This is a genomic window from Citrobacter sp. KTE151, from assembly GCF_000398845.1.
Lineage (GTDB): Bacteria > Pseudomonadota > Gammaproteobacteria > Enterobacterales > Enterobacteriaceae > Citrobacter > Citrobacter braakii.
This window is the reverse complement of record NZ_KB976065.1, coordinates 223,695-244,297: the sequence shown is the minus strand read 5'-3', so window position 1 is coordinate 244,297 and position 20,603 is coordinate 223,695. Positions and strand designations below refer to the sequence as shown.

Sequence of the window (20,603 nt, the reverse complement as noted above, 5' to 3'; positions counted from 1 at the left end):
ATTCGTTGAGCGATTTTTTATATAATTTTTCGCCGTAATAATTTGCGGGCGGAAAGATACATTTTAGTAATGAATGTATCAGTGATCGCGATCCCAAATGCAATAATCCACCTTTTATGTGGATAAATTTGGACCATTAATCTGTTAAAAAATAGTCAAAGCGAATTTACGGGCGCGAAGGCTAACATTAACGACATATATCATGAAAGCGAAGGCGCGAAGATACGAGCGTTACGCTGTAAAAACTGTTGTTTTTAGAGGATTTTGGCGACTAATAATAATTTCCTAAGATAAATCACGGTTGGGTTTTAAAGGTAATCGTTTGCGTAGCGCGCTATTTTTAATGAAACATCATCGGTATTTATATGATTGTCTGAGCTATGTGACTGGTATCACTAAAAAAAGCCGGGAGGCTGATGCGCCAAACCCGGCTTTGATATGGACAAAACTGTCACCGCGATAGCGTCTGCTGGCGGCTGTTGGAGGTTAGGCGCAAATCTCGTAGCAAGGGATATACGCGGAGCCTGGTAACTTCATACGATGCTGTGCAACAAAGCCCTGCAGGAGATCGTCCATGCGGCGCATCATTTCGCGGTCACCGTGGATTTTGTACGGGCCAAACTCTTCAATGGCGCGGATCCCGACCTCCTTCACGTTACCGGCTACAATCCCCGAGAACGCACGGCGCAGGTCTGCCGCCAGTACTTCCACGGGTTGATCCGGGTACAGCTTCAGGTTAGCCATGTTTTCATGGGACGGCTCGAACGGCATCTGCAAATCAGGCGCGATACGAATCGACCAGTTAAAGCTGTAGGCATCACCGGTGTCACGGCGGTTCTCTTTCACCAGCGGCATCGCTTTTTTCATCAGACGAGCCACTTCTGCTGCATCGTCTATGATAATGCGATAGTGGCGACGCGCATCTTCCCCCAGTGTGTGCACGATAAATTCGTCCAGCACGCGGAAGTAATCGGCGCTCTCTTTTGGTCCAGTCAGGATCAGCGGTAAAACCTGATCTTTGTTGGCCGGGTTCATCAGGATCCCCAGCAGATACAGCAGTTCTTCTGCTGTCCCTACGCCGCCTGGGAAGATGATTATACCGTGGGCGATACGCACGAACGCTTCCAGACGTTTTTCAATGTCCGGCATGATGATCAGTTCATTAACCAGCGGGTTAGGCGGCTCAGCGGCAATGATTGACGGTTCGGTCATACCGATAAAGCGGCTGTCTTTGTATCGTTGCTGGGCGTGACCCACCGCAGCGCCTTTCATTGGCGCTTCCATCGCCCCCGGACCACAGCCGGTACAGATGTTCAGTTCGCGCAGGCCCAACTGGGTACCAACGCGACGGGCGTACAGGTACTCATTTTCGTTGATTGAGTGACCCCCCCAGCAGACGACCATGTTCGGCGCTTCACCCACGTGTAGCGCCCGGGCATTGCGCAGGATCGAGAATACCAGGTTGGTAATATGCACCGAGCTTTCAAGATCCAGATGCTGAAAGCGACCGGCGTTATGGATCTGGCCATTGACGAACAGAATGTCGCGCAGCACGGCAAACAGGTTGGCCTGCAGTGCGCGAATAATGCGTCCATCAACAAACGCATCTTCAGGCGGGTTGATCAGTTCCAGCTTTACGCCCCGTTCGCGGCGCAGCACGTTAATGTCGAAACTTTCAAAGCGTGACAGCAGCTCTTTGCTGTTGTCGGTCAAACTGCCGGAGTTCAGAACGGCAAGCGAACAGTTACGAAACAGTTGATACAGGTCGCTGCTGGCCGTGCGTTTAAGCATATCGACTTCCAGCTGCGACAACATGTCCATTGAGCCAAGCGGGCTAATATGTGTAATCAAGTAAACTCCTTATGGGACGCAACACGTCATTCCCTGTTGATTACAATAGCCCTGGCTTATGACCTTTCACAACCTTGCGCGCGGAATCCGGCACGCAAAATTGAGAAAAAAGATTACTGACGTACCAAGCGCCCCGTTGCTGGGGTGAAATCGGTGTTGGTGCGCCATGGGTTAATGTCCAGGCCGCCACGTCGCGTGTAGCGCGCGTAAACGCTCAGTTTCTCCGGTTGGCAGAAGCGCAGAATGTCATTGAAAATGCGTTCCACGCACTGCTCGTGAAACTCATTATGGTGACGGAAGGAGACCAGATAACGCAGCAGCTTCTCGCGATCGATTTTCCGTCCGCGATACTGAATCTGTATGGAGCCCCAGTCCGGCTGGTGGGTGATCAAGCAGTTAGACTTCAGCAGATGGCTGACCAGCGTCTCTTCCACCGCTTTTTCACCGCCAACGGCATTTTCCAGATACTCTGTGCTGAACTGGTAGTTATCGATGACGATATCCTGATTGTCGATACAGGTGCCGTTAAAGTGGGCTATCGGTTGTCCTTCCAGTTCGTCAAGACGGTACAGCGCTACGCTGACATCACCCTGAGCACAAGCGCGCAGATCGTTTTCCAGCGTCTGGCGTACCGCATCCCAGGAATCAAAACGCGTCTGGTTAAAACTGTTCAGGTAAAGCTTAAAGCTTTTCGATTCGATCAGATTTACGCTGGTGTAATCCAGTTCTACATGACCGACCGCTACCTGCGGTAAACCATTGGCATTCAGCCAAGACAGTTCATATAGCGTCCAGATATCGGCACCGTGAAAAGGCAGATTATCGGCCTGTAAATCCAGCGGGTCGCGGTTCAGGCTGCGTGGAACGCCCTGCAGCAGGCTGGCATCGTAATTGTCGCGGTAATCTGTTGATTTACCGAGAGTCAGGCCGTCAAGCGCCTGATGATTTTCATAAGAGGACATGTTTCACCGTCATAAACCAGATACACTATGTGACAAGTGTATCCTGGCTTTTGTGAAGAGAGAAATCAGTGGACGAATTGACAGCGCAGGCGTTGACAGCCTTTACGACACGTTATTGCGACGCATGGCATGAAAAAAACAACAGCTGGCCTCTCAGCGAAGAGCTGTATGGCGTACCTTCTCCGTGCATCATTTCTTCCACAGGCGATGCGGTATTCTGGCAACCTCAGCCTTTTGTCGGCGAAAAAAACCTCAATGCGGTTGAACGCGCCTTTGATATCGTGATACAACCAGCCGTTCACGCTTTTTACACCACCCAGTTTGCCGGGGACATGCACGCGCAGTTTGCGGATGAAAAACTAACGCTGCTGCAAACCTGGAGCGAAGACGACTTCAGGCGCGTTCAGGAAAACCTGATTGGTCACCTGGTTACGCAAAAGCGCCTCAAGCTGTCGCCTACGCTTTTTATTGCCACCCAGGACAATGAGCTTGACGTTATTTCGGTGTGCAATCTCTCCGGTGAAGTGTGCAAAGAAACGCTGGGAACCCGTAAACGAACGGTGCTGGCGGACTCACTTGCGGAATTTCTCACTCAGCTTAAGCCAGTTCTGTAATCCAGATTGCCCTGAACCTTGTGAGAGATCTCTTACAAACCCTGTAGGACATTGCCAGGTAATAAGTAAAGACTTAATGAACGGATAAAATAATTACTCCTTATTATTCATAAAGTTAATGTTTTATTGTCAACTTTCATACGAAAATAATCTTAAGGGAGTGTCTGTAAGCATCTTGTAAGACAAGGCGAAACAGGCGATTCTATATCTGTCGACAAGGAGTCGCACAACGAAGAGAACATCAGGATGATGGCTCTTCGGCAGGACACACCAGGACGGTGTTACAAGGACAGGCTTCAGGATGAAGCAAAGCGGAAAGCGCTGGATGCGTTAAGGGACACCTCCAGGATGGAGAATGAGAGCCGGTCAGGATGTTCGGCGGGTCAGGATGGCCAGGACACTTCAGGATGAAGTTTTCACATCGGGGTGATGTGAGCAGGATGCACAAGTTCAGGATGAACAAGGTCGCAAGACCACAGGAAAAGTTGTCACGGATGAGCAGGGAGCACTAAAAGTAGCTGGAACGCTGCGAAACGAACCGGGAGCACTGTTTTTACAGTGCTCCCTTTTTTTATTTCCCTTCACTAGTGCTATTCTTCGCGCCAGATTTTTCATCATTGAGGTTAATTTCATGACGACTCATGACCGTGTGCGCCAGCAGTTACACGCGCTTGAAGCGCTACTGCGTGAACATAATCACTGGCGGTTGGATGAGCCTGCAGAGCATCTGTTTACCAGCACGCAGCCTTTTTGTATGGATACCATGGAGCCGGTTGAGTGGCTGCAATGGGTATTGATTCCCCGCATGCATACGCTGATTGATAACGCTCAGCCGCTTCCGCAGGCTTTTGCCGTCGCACCGTATTACGAAATGGCGTTGGCAGCCGATCACCCGCAACGCGAAATTCTGCTAACGGCATTGCAGGAATTGGATGCACTGTTTACAAGTGATAACGCCTGATGCTGGAGATTCTGTATCAGGACGAATGGCTGGTCGCAGTCAACAAACCTTCGGGCTGGTTGGTTCACCGCAGTTGGCTCGACCGGGATGAGAAAGTGGTGGTGATGCAAACGGTACGCGACCAGATTGGTCAGCACGTTTTTACCGCCCACCGACTCGACAGACCGACTTCCGGAGTACTGCTGATGGGACTGTCCAGCGAAGCCGGGCGGTTGCTGTCCCAGCAATTTGAACATCATCAAATTCAGAAACGCTATCATGCGATTGTGCGTGGCTGGCTGATGGATGATGCCGTGCTGGATTACCCGCTGGTCGAAGAACTGGATAAGATCGCCGATAAATTTGCCCGTGATGATAAAGGCCCGCAGCCTGCCGTCACCCATTATCGCGGTTTGGCGACGGTTGAGATGCCGGTAGCGACCAGACGTTATCCGACGACCCGTTACGGATTGGTGGAACTGGATCCTAAAACCGGTCGAAAACACCAGCTCAGACGCCATCTGGCGCACTTACGCCATCCAATTATCGGCGACAGTAAGCACGGTGATTTGCGGCAAAACCGCAGCGCCGCTGAGCATTTTGGCTGTCAGCGTTTGATGCTTCATGCCAGCCAGCTTGCGCTGATCCATCCTTTTACCGGCGAACCGCTGGTTATTCGCGCCGGGCTGGATGATGTCTGGATGCAGGCGCTATCACAGTTTGGCTGGCGTGGACTTCTCCCTGAGAATGAAAGGGTTGAGTTCAGCGGGCTGTCAGGTCAGGATGAGCAGATAGATTCTTAAGTCCCAGGAGATTACGGTTATGGCGGAAATTGGAATTTTTGTCGGCACGATGTACGGAAACGCGTTGCTGGTTGCCGAAGAGGCCGAAGCTATTTTGACGGCGCAGGGTCATAAAGCCACGGTGTTCGAAGATCCCGAGCTCAGCGACTGGCAGGCATATCAGGAAAAATATGTGCTGGTGGTGACCTCAACGACCGGACAGGGCGATCTGCCGGATAGCATCGTGCCGCTGTTTCAGGGGATCAAAGATAATCTCGGTTTCCAGCCAAATCTGCATTACGGGGTAATTGCGCTGGGTGACAGTAGCTATGTTAATTTCTGCAATGGCGGCAAGCAGTTCGATGCACTGTTGCAGGAACAAAGCGCCCAACGTGTAGGGGAAATGCTGCTGATTGACGCCAGCGAGCATCCTGAACCGGAAAGCGAATCCAATCCGTGGGTAGAAAACTGGGGAACCTTGCTTAAATAACCTTTCGCCCGGCAGCGCTTTGTTTGCACGGGCCTGTTACTCTCTTTTGGATCGTAGGCCGGGTAAGGCGTTGCTACCCGGCAACAAATCGCCCACCAAACGCCAATTTCGTGAAGCATCTTCCATTCCCTTAGGCTTATGCCATAAACAACCTCATTCACCTCCCACAATGTTGTGTTTTTGCACGGTGAGGGTAAGAGGCACTCCTTCATATACTTTTCCCGTCAGTTCCCGAAAAGGCAGCGAGTCAGAATAAAACGGCCCTGAGCTGTACCAAAACTGCCACACACTAACCTCTCATTCTGATCACCCTACAGGTGCTGTACAGAATGAACTGGCGAAAGCCAAGATTCAGGAGTGCAACAATGAGTTCATTAAGTCAGGCGGCGAGCAGCGCGGAAAAACGCACTAACGCTCGCTACTGGATAGTGGTGATGCTGTTTATCGTCACATCCTTCAACTACGGCGATCGCGCCACCTTATCCATCGCCGGCTCGGAGATGGCCAAAGATATTGGTCTGGATGCGGTAGGGATGGGGTATGTATTCTCCGCTTTTTCATGGGCCTATGTTATCGGTCAGATCCCCGGCGGCTGGCTGCTCGACCGCTTCGGTTCAAAACGTGTTTACTTCTGGTCCATTTTTATCTGGTCGATGTTTACCCTGCTGCAGGGCTTCGTCGATATCTTCAGCGGCTTCGGCATTATCGTTGCGCTGTTTACCCTGCGCTTCCTCGTGGGGTTAGCCGAAGCGCCATCCTTCCCTGGCAACAGTCGTATTGTGGCGGCGTGGTTCCCGGCGCAGGAAAGGGGCACGGCGGTCGCTATTTTTAACTCGGCGCAGTACTTTGCCACCGTGATCTTCGCGCCAATCATGGGCTGGTTGACCCACGAAGTGGGCTGGTCGCATGTGTTCTTCTTTATGGGCGGTCTCGGGATTGTTATCAGCTTTATCTGGCTGAAGGTGATTCATGAACCGAACCAGCATCCGGGCGTAAACCAAAAAGAGCTGGACTACATTGCCGAAGGCGGAGCGCTGATCAATATGGATCAGGCGGCAGCCAAAGCCAAAGTGCCGTTCAGCGTGAAGTGGGGGCAGATCAAGCAACTGCTGGGCTCACGAATGATGATCGGTATTTATATCGGCCAATACTGCATAAATGCGCTGACCTACTTCTTTATCACCTGGTTCCCGGTTTATCTGGTACAGGCACGCGGTATGTCGATTTTGAAAGCCGGTTTTGTTGCCTCGGTCCCGGCCATTTGCGGATTTGCAGGCGGCGTGCTCGGCGGCATTATTTCCGACTGGTTGATGCGCCGTACCGGTTCGCTGAATATCGCCCGTAAAACGCCAATCGTACTGGGTATGCTGTTGTCGATGGTGATGGTGTTCTGTAACTACGTCAACGTGGAGTGGATGATCATCGGCTTTATGGCGCTGGCCTTCTTCGGCAAAGGTATCGGTGCGTTGGGATGGGCGGTGATGGCCGATACTGCGCCAAAAGAGATTAGCGGTTTGAGCGGCGGTCTGTTCAATATGTTTGGCAACATCTCCGGTATCGTTACGCCAATTGCTATCGGCTACATCGTAGGTACCACTGGCTCGTTTAACGGTGCGTTGATTTACGTCGGGGTGCATGCGCTGATTGCTGTAGTGAGCTATCTGGTGCTGGTAGGTGATATTAAACGTATCGAACTGAAACCTGTCGCAGGGCAATGATGATGACAACACAATCGAGTCCCATTATTACCGATATGAAGGTCATCCCGGTGGCCGGTCATGACAGCATGCTGCTCAATATTGGCGGGGCGCATAACGCATACTTTACCCGCAATATCGTCGTGCTCACCGATAACGCCGGAAATACCGGCGTCGGTGAAGCGCCGGGCGGTGAAGTGATTTATCAGACGCTGGTGGATGCGATTCCACAAGTGTTGGGCCAGGAAGTCGCGCGCCTGAATAAGGTGGTTCAGCAGGTGCATAAAGGCAACCAGGCCGCTGATTTTGACACCTTTGGTAAAGGTGCCTGGACCTTTGAGCTGCGGGTTAATGCGGTGGCCGCGCTGGAAGCTGCACTGCTCGACCTGCTGGGCAAGGCGCTGAACGTGCCGGTCTGCGAACTGTTAGGGCCAGGCAAGCAGCGCGATGCGGTCACCGTGCTCGGCTATCTGTTCTACGTGGGAGATCGCAGTAAAACCGATCTGCCGTATCTGGATAGCACGCCGGGTAACCATGAGTGGTATCACCTGCGTCACCAACAGGCGATGAACAGTGAGGCGGTGGTACGTCTGGCTCAGGCTTCGCAGGATCGCTACGGCTTTAAAGATTTCAAACTCAAAGGCGGTGTGCTGCCTGGCGAGCAGGAAATCGACACCGCTCGCGCGTTGAAACAATGCTTCCCGGATGCGCGTATTACGGTCGACCCTAACGGTGCCTGGCTGCTGGATGAAGCTATCTCCTTGTGTAAAGGGCTGAACGATGTTCTGACCTACGCCGAAGATCCGTGCGGCGCAGAACAGGGTTTTTCTGGCCGCGAAGTGATGGCCGAGTTCCGCCGTGCAACCGGTCTGCCGGTAGCAACGAATATGATAGCCACCAACTGGCGTGAGATGGGCCATGCGGTGATGCTCAACTCGGTAGATATTCCACTGGCCGATCCGCACTTCTGGACCCTTTCCGGCGCGGTACGCGTGGCACAGCTATGCGATGACTGGGGACTGACCTGGGGCTGCCACTCTAACAATCATTTTGATATTTCCCTGGCGATGTTCACCCACGTCGGTGCCGCTGCGCCGGGCAACCCAACGGCGATCGACACCCACTGGATCTGGCAGGAGGGCGATTGCCGCCTGACCAAAAATCCGCTGGAGATTAAACACGGAAAAATTGCGGTACCCGACGCGCCCGGCCTGGGCGTGGAACTGGACTGGGATCAGGTACAGAAAGCGCATGAAGCCTATAAAGCGCTGCCCGGCGGCGCGCGTAATGACGCAGGCCCGATGCAGTATCTGATCCCTGGATGGACTTTTGACCGTAAACGTCCCGTTTTCGGCCGCCACTAATTTTGAATAAGGACTTAATTATGAGCGCACAATTTACTACCCCAGTCGTAACCGCGATGCAGGTGATCCCGGTTGCGGGCCATGACAGCATGCTGATGAATCTGAGCGGCGCACATGCCCCGTTCTTCACGCGTAATATTGTGATTATCAAAGATAACTCCGGTCATACCGGCGTGGGTGAGATTCCCGGCGGCGAAAAAATTCGTCAGACCCTGGAAGATGCCATTCCGCTGGTGGTGGGCAAAACGTTAGGTGAATACAAAAACGTACTGAATGCGGTCCGCAATACCTTTGCCGATCGTGATGCCGGTGGCCGTGGTTTGCAGACCTTCGATTTACGTACCACTATTCATGTGGTTACCGGGATCGAAGCGGCCATGTTGGATCTGCTGGGTCAGCATCTGGGCGTTAACGTCGCATCTCTGCTGGGCGACGGTCAGCAGCGTAGCGAAGTTGAAATGCTGGGTTATCTGTTCTTCGTCGGTAACCGTAACGCGACGCCGCTGCCGTATCAGAGCCAGCCGGATGAGAAATGCGACTGGTATCGCCTGCGTCATGAAGAGGCGATGACCCCGGATGCAGTGGTGCGCCTGGCGGAAGCCGCATATGAGAAATATGGTTTCAACGATTTCAAACTGAAAGGCGGGGTGTTGGCTGGGGAAGAAGAAGCGGAATCTATTGTGGCGCTGGCGAAACGCTTTCCACAGGCACGCGTCACGCTCGATCCCAATGGCGCGTGGTCGCTGAATGAAGCGATTAAAATTGGTAAATACCTGAAAGGATCGCTGGCTTATGCGGAAGATCCGTGCGGTGCCGAGCAGGGGTTCTCAGGCCGTGAAGTCATGGCGGAATTCCGTCGTGCTACCGGTCTGCCGACCGCCACTAATATGATCGCCACCGACTGGCGTCAGATGGGACATACGCTGTCGTTGCAGTCCGTGGATATCCCGCTGGCGGATCCGCACTTCTGGACTATGCAGGGTTCTGTCCGCGTTGCGCAGATGTGTCATGAGTTTGGGTTGACCTGGGGCTCGCACTCTAACAACCACTTTGATATTTCGCTGGCGATGTTTACTCATGTTGCGGCGGCGGCGCCGGGCAAAATTACCGCTATCGATACCCACTGGATCTGGCAGGAAGGCAATCAACGCCTGACCAAAGAGCCGTTTGAAATCAAAGGCGGCATGGTGCAGGTACCGGCGAAGCCGGGTCTGGGCGTGGAGCTGGATATGGATCAGGTTATGAAAGCTCATGAGCTGTATCAGCAACATGGACTGGGAGCGCGCGATGATGCCATGGGAATGCAGTATCTGATCCCGAACTGGACGTTTGATAATAAGCGTCCGTGCATGGTACGCTAAGCGAACTGGGACCGCTCCCACAAGGGAGCGGTTTTTCTCCTGGTGTATGCTTAACACAGTCAACATGCGTAAGGATGCTTTATGAAAATAGTAATCGCACCGGATTCCTATAAGGAAAGTTTGAGTGCGCTTGAAGTGGCAACGGCTATTGAGCTGGGATTTCGTGAGATCTGGCCTGAGGCGAATTACGTGAAGATCCCGGTCGCGGATGGCGGTGAGGGCACGGTCGAAGCGATGGTTGCCGCAACGCAAGGCCACCTTGTGCATGTTGATGTTACCGGCCCTCTGGGTAAAACGATTCAGGCATTTTATGGTTTATCCGGGGATGAGCGTTCGGCGTTTATCGAAATGGCGGCCGCCAGCGGACTGGAGCAGGTTCCCGCAGGTTTACGCGATCCGCTGAAAACGACCTCCTGGGGAACCGGGGAGCTAATCCGTCATGCGCTGGACGCGGGCGTTGAACATATCATTATCGGCATTGGCGGCAGCGCCACCAATGATGGCGGTGCCGGGATGGTGCAAGCGCTGGGAGCAAAATTACTGGATGCGCAAAATAACGATATTGCTCATGGCGGGACTGGCCTTGAATCACTCGCCCGGATTGATATTTCTCAGCTAGACCCGCGTCTTGCCGCGTGCCGTATTGAAGTGGCCTGCGATGTGACTAATCCGTTGACTGGTGAAGAGGGGGCCTCTGCGGTCTTCGGTCCGCAAAAGGGGGCGACGCCGGAGATGATTCTTCGTCTTGATCGGGCGCTCACGCATTATGCGCAACTCATTGCCCGCGATCTGGACGTCAACGTGCTGGAATTGGCGGGTGGTGGCGCGGCTGGCGGTATGGGGGCGGCACTGTATGCGTTTTGCGGCGCACAGTTACGCTGCGGTATTGAGGTCGTGACGGATGCGTTACACCTCGACGACTGCGTTGCGGATGCGGATTTAGTGGTCACGGGTGAAGGACGTATCGACAGCCAGACCATTCACGGTAAGGTTCCGGTTGGCGTGGCGAAGGTGGCAAAGCGTTACAACAAACCGGTTATCGGCATTGCTGGCAGCCTGACGGCTGATGTCGGTGTTGTACATGAGCATGGGCTGGATGCGGTTTTTAGCGTTATTTATACCGTTTGCACACTGGATGAGGCGCTGAAGAACGCGAGTGAGAACGTGCGAATGACGGCGCGAAACGTGGCCGCGACCCTGAAAGCAGGTCAGCAATTACGTTGAATGATGTGGCATGAAGGCCGGATAAGACGCGTGAGCGTCGTCATCCGGCAATCAGATCTTTACCCTAACAACTTCTTCGCTTCGCGCGCAACGTTATCCATTTCATCCAGAAGCTCTAAAAACTCAGGCTCCAGCTCTTCTTCTTTGCTCCCGCTACGTAATTGCTGCTCAATCAGCTGACACAGGTTTTTCATGCGGGGAACGCCGCTATAACCGCAACTGCCATGCAGTTTATGGATCATATCCACCAGTCCTTCAGGGTTTTCACCTACCAGCTGTTCTTCAATTTTGTTACGCACTTCGGGCAGAAAATCGAGCAGCATTTGCAGCATATCCCGCGCCAGATCGTTTTTACCGGCGGCTTGCCTTAACGCCAGTTGCCAGTCGAGCGTGGTATTCGGATTGACGACCGGTTCAACAGCGAGCGCCCTCAGCGATGTGCTCGCGCCGGGTTTGTAGCGTAACAGCAGATTATGCAGCTTATCTTCTTCGATAGGCTTCGCCAGGTAATCGTTCATCCCGGCGCTGAGCAGCTTCTCTTTTTGCCCGGCCATGGCATGCGCGGTGACCGCAATGACCGGCGTCTGTTGTTGATGAGGAAGCTGGTGGATCAGTTCGCAGGCGCGAATACCGTCCATGTCTGGCATCTGAATATCCATCAGGATGAGATCAAACTGCATCTGTTTGGCGCGATCCACCGCCTGATGTCCGCTGTCGCAGAGCACGACGTGCTGCACTTTATCTTCCAGCAGTGCGCCAATCAGCTTGAGGTTCGCCGGGTTGTCGTCCACCGCCATGACGGTCATCGCAATTTTGCTCTCGTCTAACAGCAGCGGAGCCGCGCTGTGGTTCAGTTGACAATACTCTGTCAACGCTGGCAGTAAGCGGGTTGAGGTTAGAGGTTTCAACAGGCACGCCGCCGCGCCGCCCTGCTTTAATTTCTCAGCGTTGATCTGCGCATGGCAAGGCAGAGCCAGTAACAAAAAGTCGGTCATCGCCGCTGCGCTTGCCAGCCGCTCATGCTGCATGGTGAGCGGTTCGCGTAAAGTGACCGGTATGCCAAGCAGCAGAATATCGTAGTGATCCTTCGGCAGCCCGGAGAATGAAGGGCTGTAAATCACCTCCAGCGGCGTTTCACTCAAGATATCTAACGTGCATTGCGCGGCTGTGGCGTTAGGTTCAACGTAGGCCAGCCGCTTTCCGGCCAGACAGTGCGTGGTTGAGCGATCCACGAGAACGTTAGGGTTGAGATCGAGGCTGATATGGAACCAGAACGTGGAGCCCCGGTTCGGCTGGCTGTGGAAGGAGATATCCCCGCCCATTTCATTGACCAGCTTTTGCGTAATGACCAGACCCAGTCCGGTCCCGCCGTGGCGGCGGGAAATACTGGCATCGGCCTGGCGGAAGGCCTGGAACAGGCGTGACTGATCGCGCTCAGGGATACCAATTCCGGTATCGCGGATTTGCACTTCAATTTGCACTTTCGTGTTACTGAGGGCGCGTTTCTCGACCAGAATGTCGATATTGCCGCCTTCGGTAAATTTGATGGCATTGCCAACCAGATTAGTGATTACCTGCTGTAAGCGCAGCGGGTCCCCGATGACGTTGTCCGGCACGTCATTCTTAATATTTAGCGTCAGCTCAAGCCCTTTATCATGGGATGAGTGCGCTAACAGCGTGACGACGTCATCCAGCGTGCTACGCAGCGGGAATGGGATGCTTTCCAGAATCAGTTTGCCCGCCTCAAGTTTGGAGAAGTCGAGCACATCATTGATGATGGCCAACAGATTGTTGGCCGAGCGTTCAATCGTATTCAGGTGATCGCGCTGCGTCGTGTTGAGCTCGGTTTTAAGCGTCAGGCGGGTGAAGCCAATCACGCCATTCAGCGGCGTACGCAGCTCATGCGACATGTTAGCCAGAAACTCAGACTTAATACGCGCCGCTTCCTGGGCGCGTTTCTTCGCCAGATCCAGTTCGACGTTCTGGATTTCCATCTGCTCCAACGTTTCGCGCAGGTCAGAGGTGGCCTGGTCGATGTTGTGCTGCATCTCTTCATGGTAGGCCGCAAGTGACATCGCCATCGAGTTGATGCCATTTTTGAGCATATCCAGCTCGCCCAACATGAAACCTTCGACGCGGCTGTCGAGCTGGCCTCTACGTATTCGGTCAACGGTATTCACCATATTGCGAATCGGGCCAGTCACGTCGCGCATCAGACGCCAGCCAAAAATTAACGCAATACCGATACAAAACAGCATCATTACGCTGGAGATAAAGATCTCTTTATACTGCTGCAATCTTACTGACTTGAGGTCCAGCTCAAGCGCCACATACCCCAGCATATTTTCCGTATTTTTGGCGTCGCTGACGGCAGATTCATCCGGCGAATAGCTTTCCGATATAATTGGCGTTCGCAGGATCATGATATCCCCGAGCCGGGTGACGCTCAGCTTACGGGGAAATGGTGAACCGGTTGCCAGCTGCATTTCAGACGGATCGAGATGAAAATTGGATGTGACAAACAGCCGATTATTCTCGTCATAGACAGAAATTGCCCGCACGATATCGGAATGGCGACGATGCAGCACGCTGATAAGTTGGCCGATGGATTCTCTGTTTTGCAGATTCATGCCATATTCGCTGGAGACCGCGAGTGGCTCAATGATGCTGGCGCCAGCATCTTCCAGTTGACGCTGCAAGTCGTTATAGCGATGCACAACAAAAAAGATACTGAGCAGCAAACCAATCAGGACGGTCGGGGCCAGGATCAGAATCATCATGCGTGCGCGCAGGCTGTAGTTGGTCATGGAGTTCCGTTATGGGACAATTAGGGTCACACTGTTAAATAGAGATATATCTCGTCGATGGCGCAATTCTACTCTGCAAAACGACGCGTGACGACGCGTCAGATCATAACCGTTACCGTCAATGACCTTGATCCTTTCGGCCAGGGCGTTGCTCGCCATAACGGAAAGGCGTTGTTTATACCGGAATTGCTACCTCAGGAAAGCGCCGAGGTGGTGATTACCGAAGATAAAAAACAGTTCGCCCGCGCGCAAGTAAAACGACGTTTAAACGACAGTCCGCAGCGTGAAGTGCCACGTTGCCCGCATTTTGGCGTGTGCGGCGGCTGCCAGCAGCAGCATGCCAGCATCTCGTTGCAGCAGCGTAGCAAAAGCGCGGCGTTGTCGCGTTTAATGAAATGTGAAGTGTCGGATGTTATAGCTGATACCCCGTGGGGCTATCGTCGTCGCGCCAGGTTGAGCCTGAACTATCGGTCAAAAGAACAAAAATTGCAGATGGGGTTTCGCAAATCCGCATCCAGCGACATTATCGATGTCAAACAATGCCCTATTTTGGTGCCCCAGCTTGAAGCGCTCTTGCCCCACATCCGGGCGTGTCTGGAAAGTCTGCAAGGGTTACGCCATCTTGGTCATGTCGAGTTGGTGCAGGCGGGGAGCGGAACCCTGATGATTTTGCGCCACACGGCGCCATTAAGTGCTCAGGATAAAGAAAAACTGGAATGCTTTTCGCATTCTCAGGGGCTGTCTTTGTTTCTGGCCCCGCAAAGCGAGATACTGGAATCAATATCAGAAGAGTCGCCCTGGTATGACTCAAATGGACTACGGTTAACCTTCAGCCCGCGTGATTTTATTCAGGTCAATGAAGGGGTAAACCAACAAATGGTGGCCCGTGCGCTCGAATGGCTGGATGTGCAACCTGAAGATCGCGTACTCGATCTGTTCTGTGGAATGGGTAATTTTACCCTGCCGTTGGCAACCCGGGCTGCAAACGTGGTGGGGGTGGAAGGGGTACCGGCGCTGGTGGAAAAAGGCCGGGAAAACGCGCTGAATAACGGATTACACAATGTGACATTCTTTCATGAAAACCTTGAGGAAGATGTTACCCGGCAGCCGTGGGCGAAAAACGGATTCGACAAAGTATTGCTCGATCCTGCGCGTGCGGGGGCTGCAGGTGTGATGCAACATATTATAAAATTAGAACCTATACGCGTTGTTTATGTATCCTGTAACCCGGCAACGCTGGCTCGTGACAGCGATGCTTTGCTCAACGCGGGATATGCCATACGGCGACTGGCGATGCTTGATATGTTCCCGCACACTGGACACCTGGAATCAATGGTCCTGTTTGAGCGTATGTAATAAATTTTGTACCCATTGGATTTCGGGTGGTAATACAGCGTGAAAGACAATGGGTATGGCTTGTCGACTTCGACAGGCCAGGCCCCTTAAGGAGAGGACAATGGTTGCGGTAAGAAGTGCACATATAAATAAAGCTGGTGAGTTTGATCCAAAGAAATGGATCGCGAGTCTGGGGATCTCCAGCCAGCAGTCGTGTGAACGCTTAGCCGAAACCTGGGCGTACTGCCAGCAGCAGACACAGGGGCATCCGGATGCGGATCTGCTGCTGTGGCGTGGCGTAGAGATGGTAGAAATACTCTCCATGTTGAGCATGGATATCGACACGCTGCGCGCAGCAATGCTGTTCCCTCTGGCAGATGCTAACGTGGTCAGTGAAGACATCCTGCGCGAGAGCGTGGGCAAATCCATTGTTCATCTTATCCACGGCGTGCGGGATATGGCGGCAATACGCCAGCTTAAGGCCACTCATACCGATTCAGTCTCATCCGAACAGGTCGATAACGTTCGCCGCATGCTGCTGGCTATGGTGGATGATTTCCGCTGTGTGGTCATCAAGCTGGCGGAGCGGATTGCACATCTGCGTGAAGTGAAGGACGCTCCAGAAGATGAACGCGTTCTGGCGGCAAAAGAGTGCACCAATATCTATGCGCCGCTGGCCAACCGTTTGGGTATCGGGCAATTAAAATGGGAACTGGAAGATTACTGCTTCCGTTACCTGCACCCGGCTGAATACAAACGTATTGCCAAGCTGCTGCACGAACGTCGCATCGATCGCGAGCATTATATTGATGAGTTCGTCGGTCATTTGCGCTCAGAGATGAAAACGGAAGGCGTCAAAGCCGAAGTGTACGGACGCCCGAAACACATCTACAGCATCTGGCGCAAAATGCAGAAAAAGCAGCTGGCCTTCGATGAACTTTTCGACGTGCGCGCGGTGCGTATCGTGGCGGAGCGCTTACAGGACTGCTATGCCGCGCTCGGGATAGTGCATACTCACTATCGCCATCTGCCGGATGAGTTCGATGACTATGTCGCTAACCCGAAACCCAACGGCTATCAGTCAATTCATACGGTTGTGCTGGGACCGGGCGGGAAAACCATTGAAATTCAGATCCGTACGAAACAGATGCACGAAGATGCCGAACTGGGCGTTGCGGCACACTGGAAGTACAAAGAGGGCACCGCTTCAGGCGTAGCGCGCTCTGGTCATGAAGATCGTATTGCATGGCTGCGTAAGCTGATCGCCTGGCAGGAAGAGATGGCGGACTCTGGCGAAATGCTGGATGAAGTCCGTAGCCAGGTCTTTGATGACCGAGTGTACGTCTTTACGCCAAAAGGCGACGTTGTGGACTTACCTGCGGGCTCCACACCGCTCGATTTTGCTTATCATATTCACAGTGATGTGGGGCATCGTTGCATTGGCGCGAAAATTGGCGGGCGCATCGTACCGTTTACCTACCAGCTGCAGATGGGCGATCAAATTGAAATTATCACCCAGAAACAGCCCAACCCAAGCCGCGACTGGTTGAACCCTAACCTCGGCTATGTCACCACCAGTCGGGGGCGTTCGAAGATCCACGCCTGGTTCCGTAAACAGGACCGCGACAAAAACATCCTTGCTGGCCGCCAGATCCTCGACGATGAGCTGGCGCATTTAGGCATTAGCTTGAAAGAAGCGGAAAAGCACCTGCTGCCGCGCTACAGCTTCAATGAGCTGGATGAGCTGCTGGCGGCGATTGGTGGGGGGGACATTCGCCTCAACCAGATGGTGAACTTCCTGCAGGCGCAGTTTAATAAGCCAAGCGCAGCCGAACAGGATGCCGCCGCGCTGAAACAGCTTCAGCAGAAAACGCAGGCGCCGCAGAGTCGCCGTAAAGACGATGGTCGCGTGGTGGTGGAAGGGGTGGGTAACCTGATGCACCACATCGCGCGCTGTTGCCAGCCGATTCCAGGCGATGAAATTGTCGGGTTTATCACTCAGGGCCGCGGTATTTCCGTGCACCGGGCGGATTGCGAACAGCTGACCGAGCTGCGCTCCCATGCGCCGGAACGTATTGTTGATGCGGTTTGGGGCGAAAGCTACTCGGCAGGATATTCGCTGGTGGTTCGCGTCCAGGCCAACGATCGCAGCGGCTTATTACGTGATATCACCACGATTCTTGCCAACGAAAAGGTGAACGTGCTGGGGGTTGCCAGCCGGAGTGATACCAAACAGCAACTGGCTACCATCGATATGACCATCGAAATCTATAACCTGCAGGTGCTCGGGCGCGTGCTTGGCAAGCTGAACCAGGTGCCGGATGTGATCGACGCACGTCGTCTGCACGGTAATTAATTATTTAATAGGCCAGATAAGTTTGCATGCCTGGTGAGGCGCGTTAGCGTTGCCATCAGGCATTGCCATGTTGCCGGATATCGGCTGTCGTCTTATCGGGCTTCGCGTATTGAAATTTCAGGATATTCCAATGAATCAAATCGACCGACTGCTCGGTATTATGCAGCGCCTGCGCGACCCGGAAAACGGTTGTCCCTGGGATAAAGAGCAGACATTCGCCACTATTGCCCCTTACACCCTCGAAGAAACCTATGAAGTGCTGGACGCAATTGCGCGGGAAGACTTCGACGACCTGCGTGGAGAGCTGGGTGACTTGCTGTTCCAGGTGGTGTTTTACGCCCAGATGGCGCAGGAAGAAGGACGTTTCGATTTCAATGATATTTGCGCCGCCATCAGCGATAAGCTTGAGCGTCGCCACCCACATGTTTTTGCTGATGTTTCTGCCAGTAACAGCACTGAGGTGTTGACCCGCTGGGAGCAAATCAAAAGCGAAGAACGCGCCCAGAAGGCGCAGCATTCCGCGCTCGACGATATTCCCCGTAGTTTACCGGCGTTAATGCGCGCCCAAAAAATCCAGAAACGCTGCTCTAATGTTGGCTTCGACTGGAAAACATTAGGACCGGTTGTCGACAAGGTTTACGAAGAGATCGATGAAGTCATGTTTGAGGCGAAGCAGGCTGTTGTCGACCAGGCTAAACTGGAGGAGGAAATGGGCGACCTGCTGTTTGCGACGGTCAATATGGCTCGGCATTTGGGCACTAAAGCAGAGACCGCATTGCAAAAAGCGAACGAGAAATTTGAGCGCCGTTTTCGTGAGGTTGAGCGAATTGTAGCGGCCCGGGGTCTGGAAATGACTGGTGTTGATCTGGAAACTATGGAAGAAGTCTGGCAACAGGTAAAACGGCAGGAAATTGATCTCTAAGGGATTTCGTCGGTCAAGGGCGATTTGTGTGATTTTTTAAATAACAAGCGCTTGATTTACGTCAAAAACATTTACCCCAAAGGGGCTATTTTCTCACTCCCGATGTTTATGTGAGCCTGGTGAAGAGGAGGAATAATGAAAGTTTGTGGCGCTCGTCATGTTCGGGTATACTACTTTCCCGTCTTGGTAATTCCATCGTTTCACCCTAACTTCTCAGGTCCAGCATGACAACGAACTATATTTTTGTGACCGGCGGGGTCGTATCCTCTCTGGGTAAAGGCATTGCCGCAGCCTCCCTGGCAGCCATTCTAGAGGCTCGTGGCCTCAACGTGACCATGATGAAACTGGATCCGTATATCAACGTCGATCCAGGTACTATGAGTCCAATCCAACACGGGGAAGTGTTCGTTACTGAAGACGGCGCTGAAACCGACCTGGACCTGGGTCACTATGAGCGTTTCATTCGTACCAAAATGACTCGCCGCAATAACTTCACTACCGGTCGAATTTACTCCGATGTCCTGCGCAAAGAGCGCCGTGGCGACTATCTGGGTGCAACCGTACAGGTTATCCCGCACATCACCAACGCGATTAAAGAGCGTGTCCTTGCCGGTGGCGAAGGTCATGACGTCGTTCTGGTTGAAATCGGCGGTACGGTCGGTGATATCGAATCCCTGCCATTCCTGGAAGCGATTCGCCAATTAGCGGTGGATATCGGTCGTGAACACGCGCTGTTTATGCACCTGACTCTGGTTCCTTACCTGGCCGCTGCCGGTGAAGTCAAAACTAAACCGACTCAGCACTCGGTAAAAGAGTTGCTGTCTATCGGTATCCAGCCTGACATTCTGATCTGTCGTTCCGATCGCGCGGTTCCGGCCAACGAACGTGCAAAAATTGCATTGTTCTGTAACGTGCCAGAAAAAGCCGTTATTTCAATGAAAGATGTCGATTCCATCTATAAAATTCCAGGCCTGTTGAAATCCCAGGGCCTTGACGATTATATTTGTAAACGATTCAGCTTGAACTGTCCGGAAGCTAATCTGTCAGAATGGGAACAGGTTATCTACGAAGAAGCGAATCCGGCAGGCGAAGTGACTATCGGTATGGTTGGCAAGTATATTGAACTGCCGGATGCCTATAAGTCAGTTATCGAAGCATTGAAGCACGGTGGTCTGAAGAATCGTGTCACCGTCAACATTAAGCTGATCGATTCGCAAGATGTCGAAACGCGCGGCGTTGAGATCCTGAAAGGTCTTGATGCAATCCTGATCCCTGGCGGCTTCGGCTACCGTGGTGTTGAAGGTAAGATCGCGACAGCGCGCTTTGCGCGTGAAAACAATGTTCCTTATCTGGGTATTTGCCTGGGTATGCAGGTTGCGTTGATTGAGTTTGCACGTAACGTAGTGGGTATGGATAACGCCAACTCCACGGAATTTGTGCCAGACTGTAAGTATCCGGTGGTGGCCCTGATTACCGAATGGCGCGATGAAGACGGCAACGTTGAAGTCCGTACCGAGAAGAGCGATCTGGGCGGCACAATGCGCCTTGGCGCCCAGCAGTGTCAGTTGAGCGACGATAGCCTGGTTCGTCAGCTGTACGGCGCGCCGACAATTGTTGAACGCCATCGCCACCGTTACGAAGTCAACAATATGCTGTTGAAACAGATTGAAGCTGCGGGTCTGCGTATTGCAGGCCGTTCCGGTGATGATCAGTTGGTCGAGATCATTGAGGTACCGAATCATCCGTGGTTCGTGGCCTGTCAGTTCCACCCGGAATTTACTTCCACGCCACGTGATGGGCACCCGCTGTTTGCCGGCTTTGTGAAAGCCGCCAGTGAACATCAGAAGCGTCAGGCGAAGTAAGAAGTAAAAAAGTTAGAACGGCAATGCACCCATCCG

The 20,603-nt window shown here is 53.0% G+C and carries 15 protein-coding genes; 12 read left to right on the top strand and 3 right to left on the bottom strand.

Going from position 1 to position 20,603, the window contains the following annotated elements:
* Nucleotides 1-486: 486 nt before the first annotated feature.
* Complete coding sequence (gene ppnN / locus WC7_RS07450; RefSeq protein ID WP_003840366.1) at nt 487-1,851, bottom strand: nucleotide 5'-monophosphate nucleosidase PpnN; 1,365 nt, start codon at nt 1,849-1,851, stop codon at nt 487-489.
* A 113-nt stretch (nt 1,852-1,964) separates the two neighbouring features.
* Nucleotides 1,965-2,813: an NADPH-dependent 7-cyano-7-deazaguanine reductase QueF gene (gene queF / locus WC7_RS07455; RefSeq protein WP_016154246.1), complete on the bottom strand. Its 849-nt coding sequence runs from the start codon at nt 2,811-2,813 to the stop codon at nt 1,965-1,967.
* A gap of 68 nt (nt 2,814-2,881) precedes the next feature.
* On the opposite strand from queF, the gene syd reads away from it, so the two are divergent.
* The 8 genes from syd (at nt 2,882) to WC7_RS07495 (ending at nt 11,285) form a co-directional block, all read left to right on the top strand.
* Nucleotides 2,882-3,427: a SecY-interacting protein gene (syd, locus tag WC7_RS07460; protein ID WP_016154245.1), complete on the top strand. Its 546-nt coding sequence runs from the start codon at nt 2,882-2,884 to the stop codon at nt 3,425-3,427.
* A 631-nt stretch (nt 3,428-4,058) separates the two neighbouring features.
* Nucleotides 4,059-4,388, top strand: a complete 330-nt coding sequence (locus WC7_RS07465) for a YqcC family protein (protein WP_016154244.1) — start codon at nt 4,059-4,061, stop codon at nt 4,386-4,388.
* Nucleotides 4,388-5,170 carry a tRNA pseudouridine(65) synthase TruC gene (gene truC, locus WC7_RS07470; protein WP_016154243.1) on the top strand — a complete coding sequence of 261 codons (783 nt, stop codon included), beginning with the start codon at nt 4,388-4,390 and terminating at the stop codon, nt 5,168-5,170. The genes WC7_RS07465 and truC overlap by 1 nt, the downstream gene beginning before the upstream one ends.
* Before the next feature lie 19 nt (nt 5,171-5,189).
* Nucleotides 5,190-5,639, top strand: a complete 450-nt coding sequence (locus WC7_RS07475; RefSeq protein ID WP_016154242.1) for a flavodoxin — start codon at nt 5,190-5,192, stop codon at nt 5,637-5,639.
* 365 nt (nt 5,640-6,004) lie between these two features.
* Nucleotides 6,005-7,357 (top strand): galactarate/glucarate/glycerate transporter GudP, encoded by a 1,353-nt coding sequence (gene gudP / locus WC7_RS07480; protein ID WP_016154241.1) that lies wholly within the window; start codon nt 6,005-6,007, stop codon nt 7,355-7,357.
* A 2-nt stretch (nt 7,358-7,359) separates the two neighbouring features.
* Nucleotides 7,360-8,700, top strand: a complete 1,341-nt coding sequence (locus WC7_RS07485; protein WP_029139643.1) for an enolase C-terminal domain-like protein — start codon at nt 7,360-7,362, stop codon at nt 8,698-8,700.
* A gap of 20 nt (nt 8,701-8,720) precedes the next feature.
* Nucleotides 8,721-10,061 (top strand): glucarate dehydratase, encoded by a 1,341-nt coding sequence (gene gudD / locus WC7_RS07490; RefSeq protein ID WP_016154239.1) that lies wholly within the window; start codon nt 8,721-8,723, stop codon nt 10,059-10,061.
* Nucleotides 10,062-10,142: 81 nt separating this feature from the next.
* On the top strand, nt 10,143-11,285 hold the full coding sequence (locus WC7_RS07495; RefSeq protein ID WP_016154238.1) for a glycerate kinase: 1,143 nt from the start codon (nt 10,143-10,145) through the stop codon (nt 11,283-11,285).
* A 59-nt stretch (nt 11,286-11,344) separates the two neighbouring features.
* On the opposite strand, the gene barA is transcribed toward WC7_RS07495, so the two are convergent.
* Nucleotides 11,345-14,092 carry a two-component sensor histidine kinase BarA gene (gene barA, locus WC7_RS07500; RefSeq protein WP_016154237.1) on the bottom strand — a complete coding sequence of 916 codons (2,748 nt, stop codon included), beginning with the start codon at nt 14,090-14,092 and terminating at the stop codon, nt 11,345-11,347.
* Nucleotides 14,093-14,149: 57 nt separating this feature from the next.
* On the opposite strand from barA, the gene rlmD reads away from it, so the two are divergent.
* From rlmD to pyrG, 4 genes are all read left to right on the top strand, one after another.
* Complete coding sequence (rlmD, locus tag WC7_RS07505) at nt 14,150-15,448, top strand: 23S rRNA (uracil(1939)-C(5))-methyltransferase RlmD (protein WP_016154236.1); 1,299 nt, start codon at nt 14,150-14,152, stop codon at nt 15,446-15,448.
* Nucleotides 15,449-15,548: 100 nt separating this feature from the next.
* Complete coding sequence (relA, locus tag WC7_RS07510; protein ID WP_016154235.1) at nt 15,549-17,783, top strand: GTP diphosphokinase; 2,235 nt, start codon at nt 15,549-15,551, stop codon at nt 17,781-17,783.
* A gap of 130 nt (nt 17,784-17,913) precedes the next feature.
* A complete protein-coding gene (mazG, locus tag WC7_RS07515) occupies nt 17,914-18,705 on the top strand; it encodes a nucleoside triphosphate pyrophosphohydrolase (protein ID WP_016154234.1) in 792 nt (263 codons plus the stop codon).
* 224 nt (nt 18,706-18,929) lie between these two features.
* Nucleotides 18,930-20,567, top strand: coding sequence for a glutamine hydrolyzing CTP synthase (pyrG, locus tag WC7_RS07520; protein ID WP_016154233.1), 1,638 nt, complete (start codon nt 18,930-18,932; stop codon nt 20,565-20,567).
* Nucleotides 20,568-20,603: the final 36 nt, after the last annotated feature.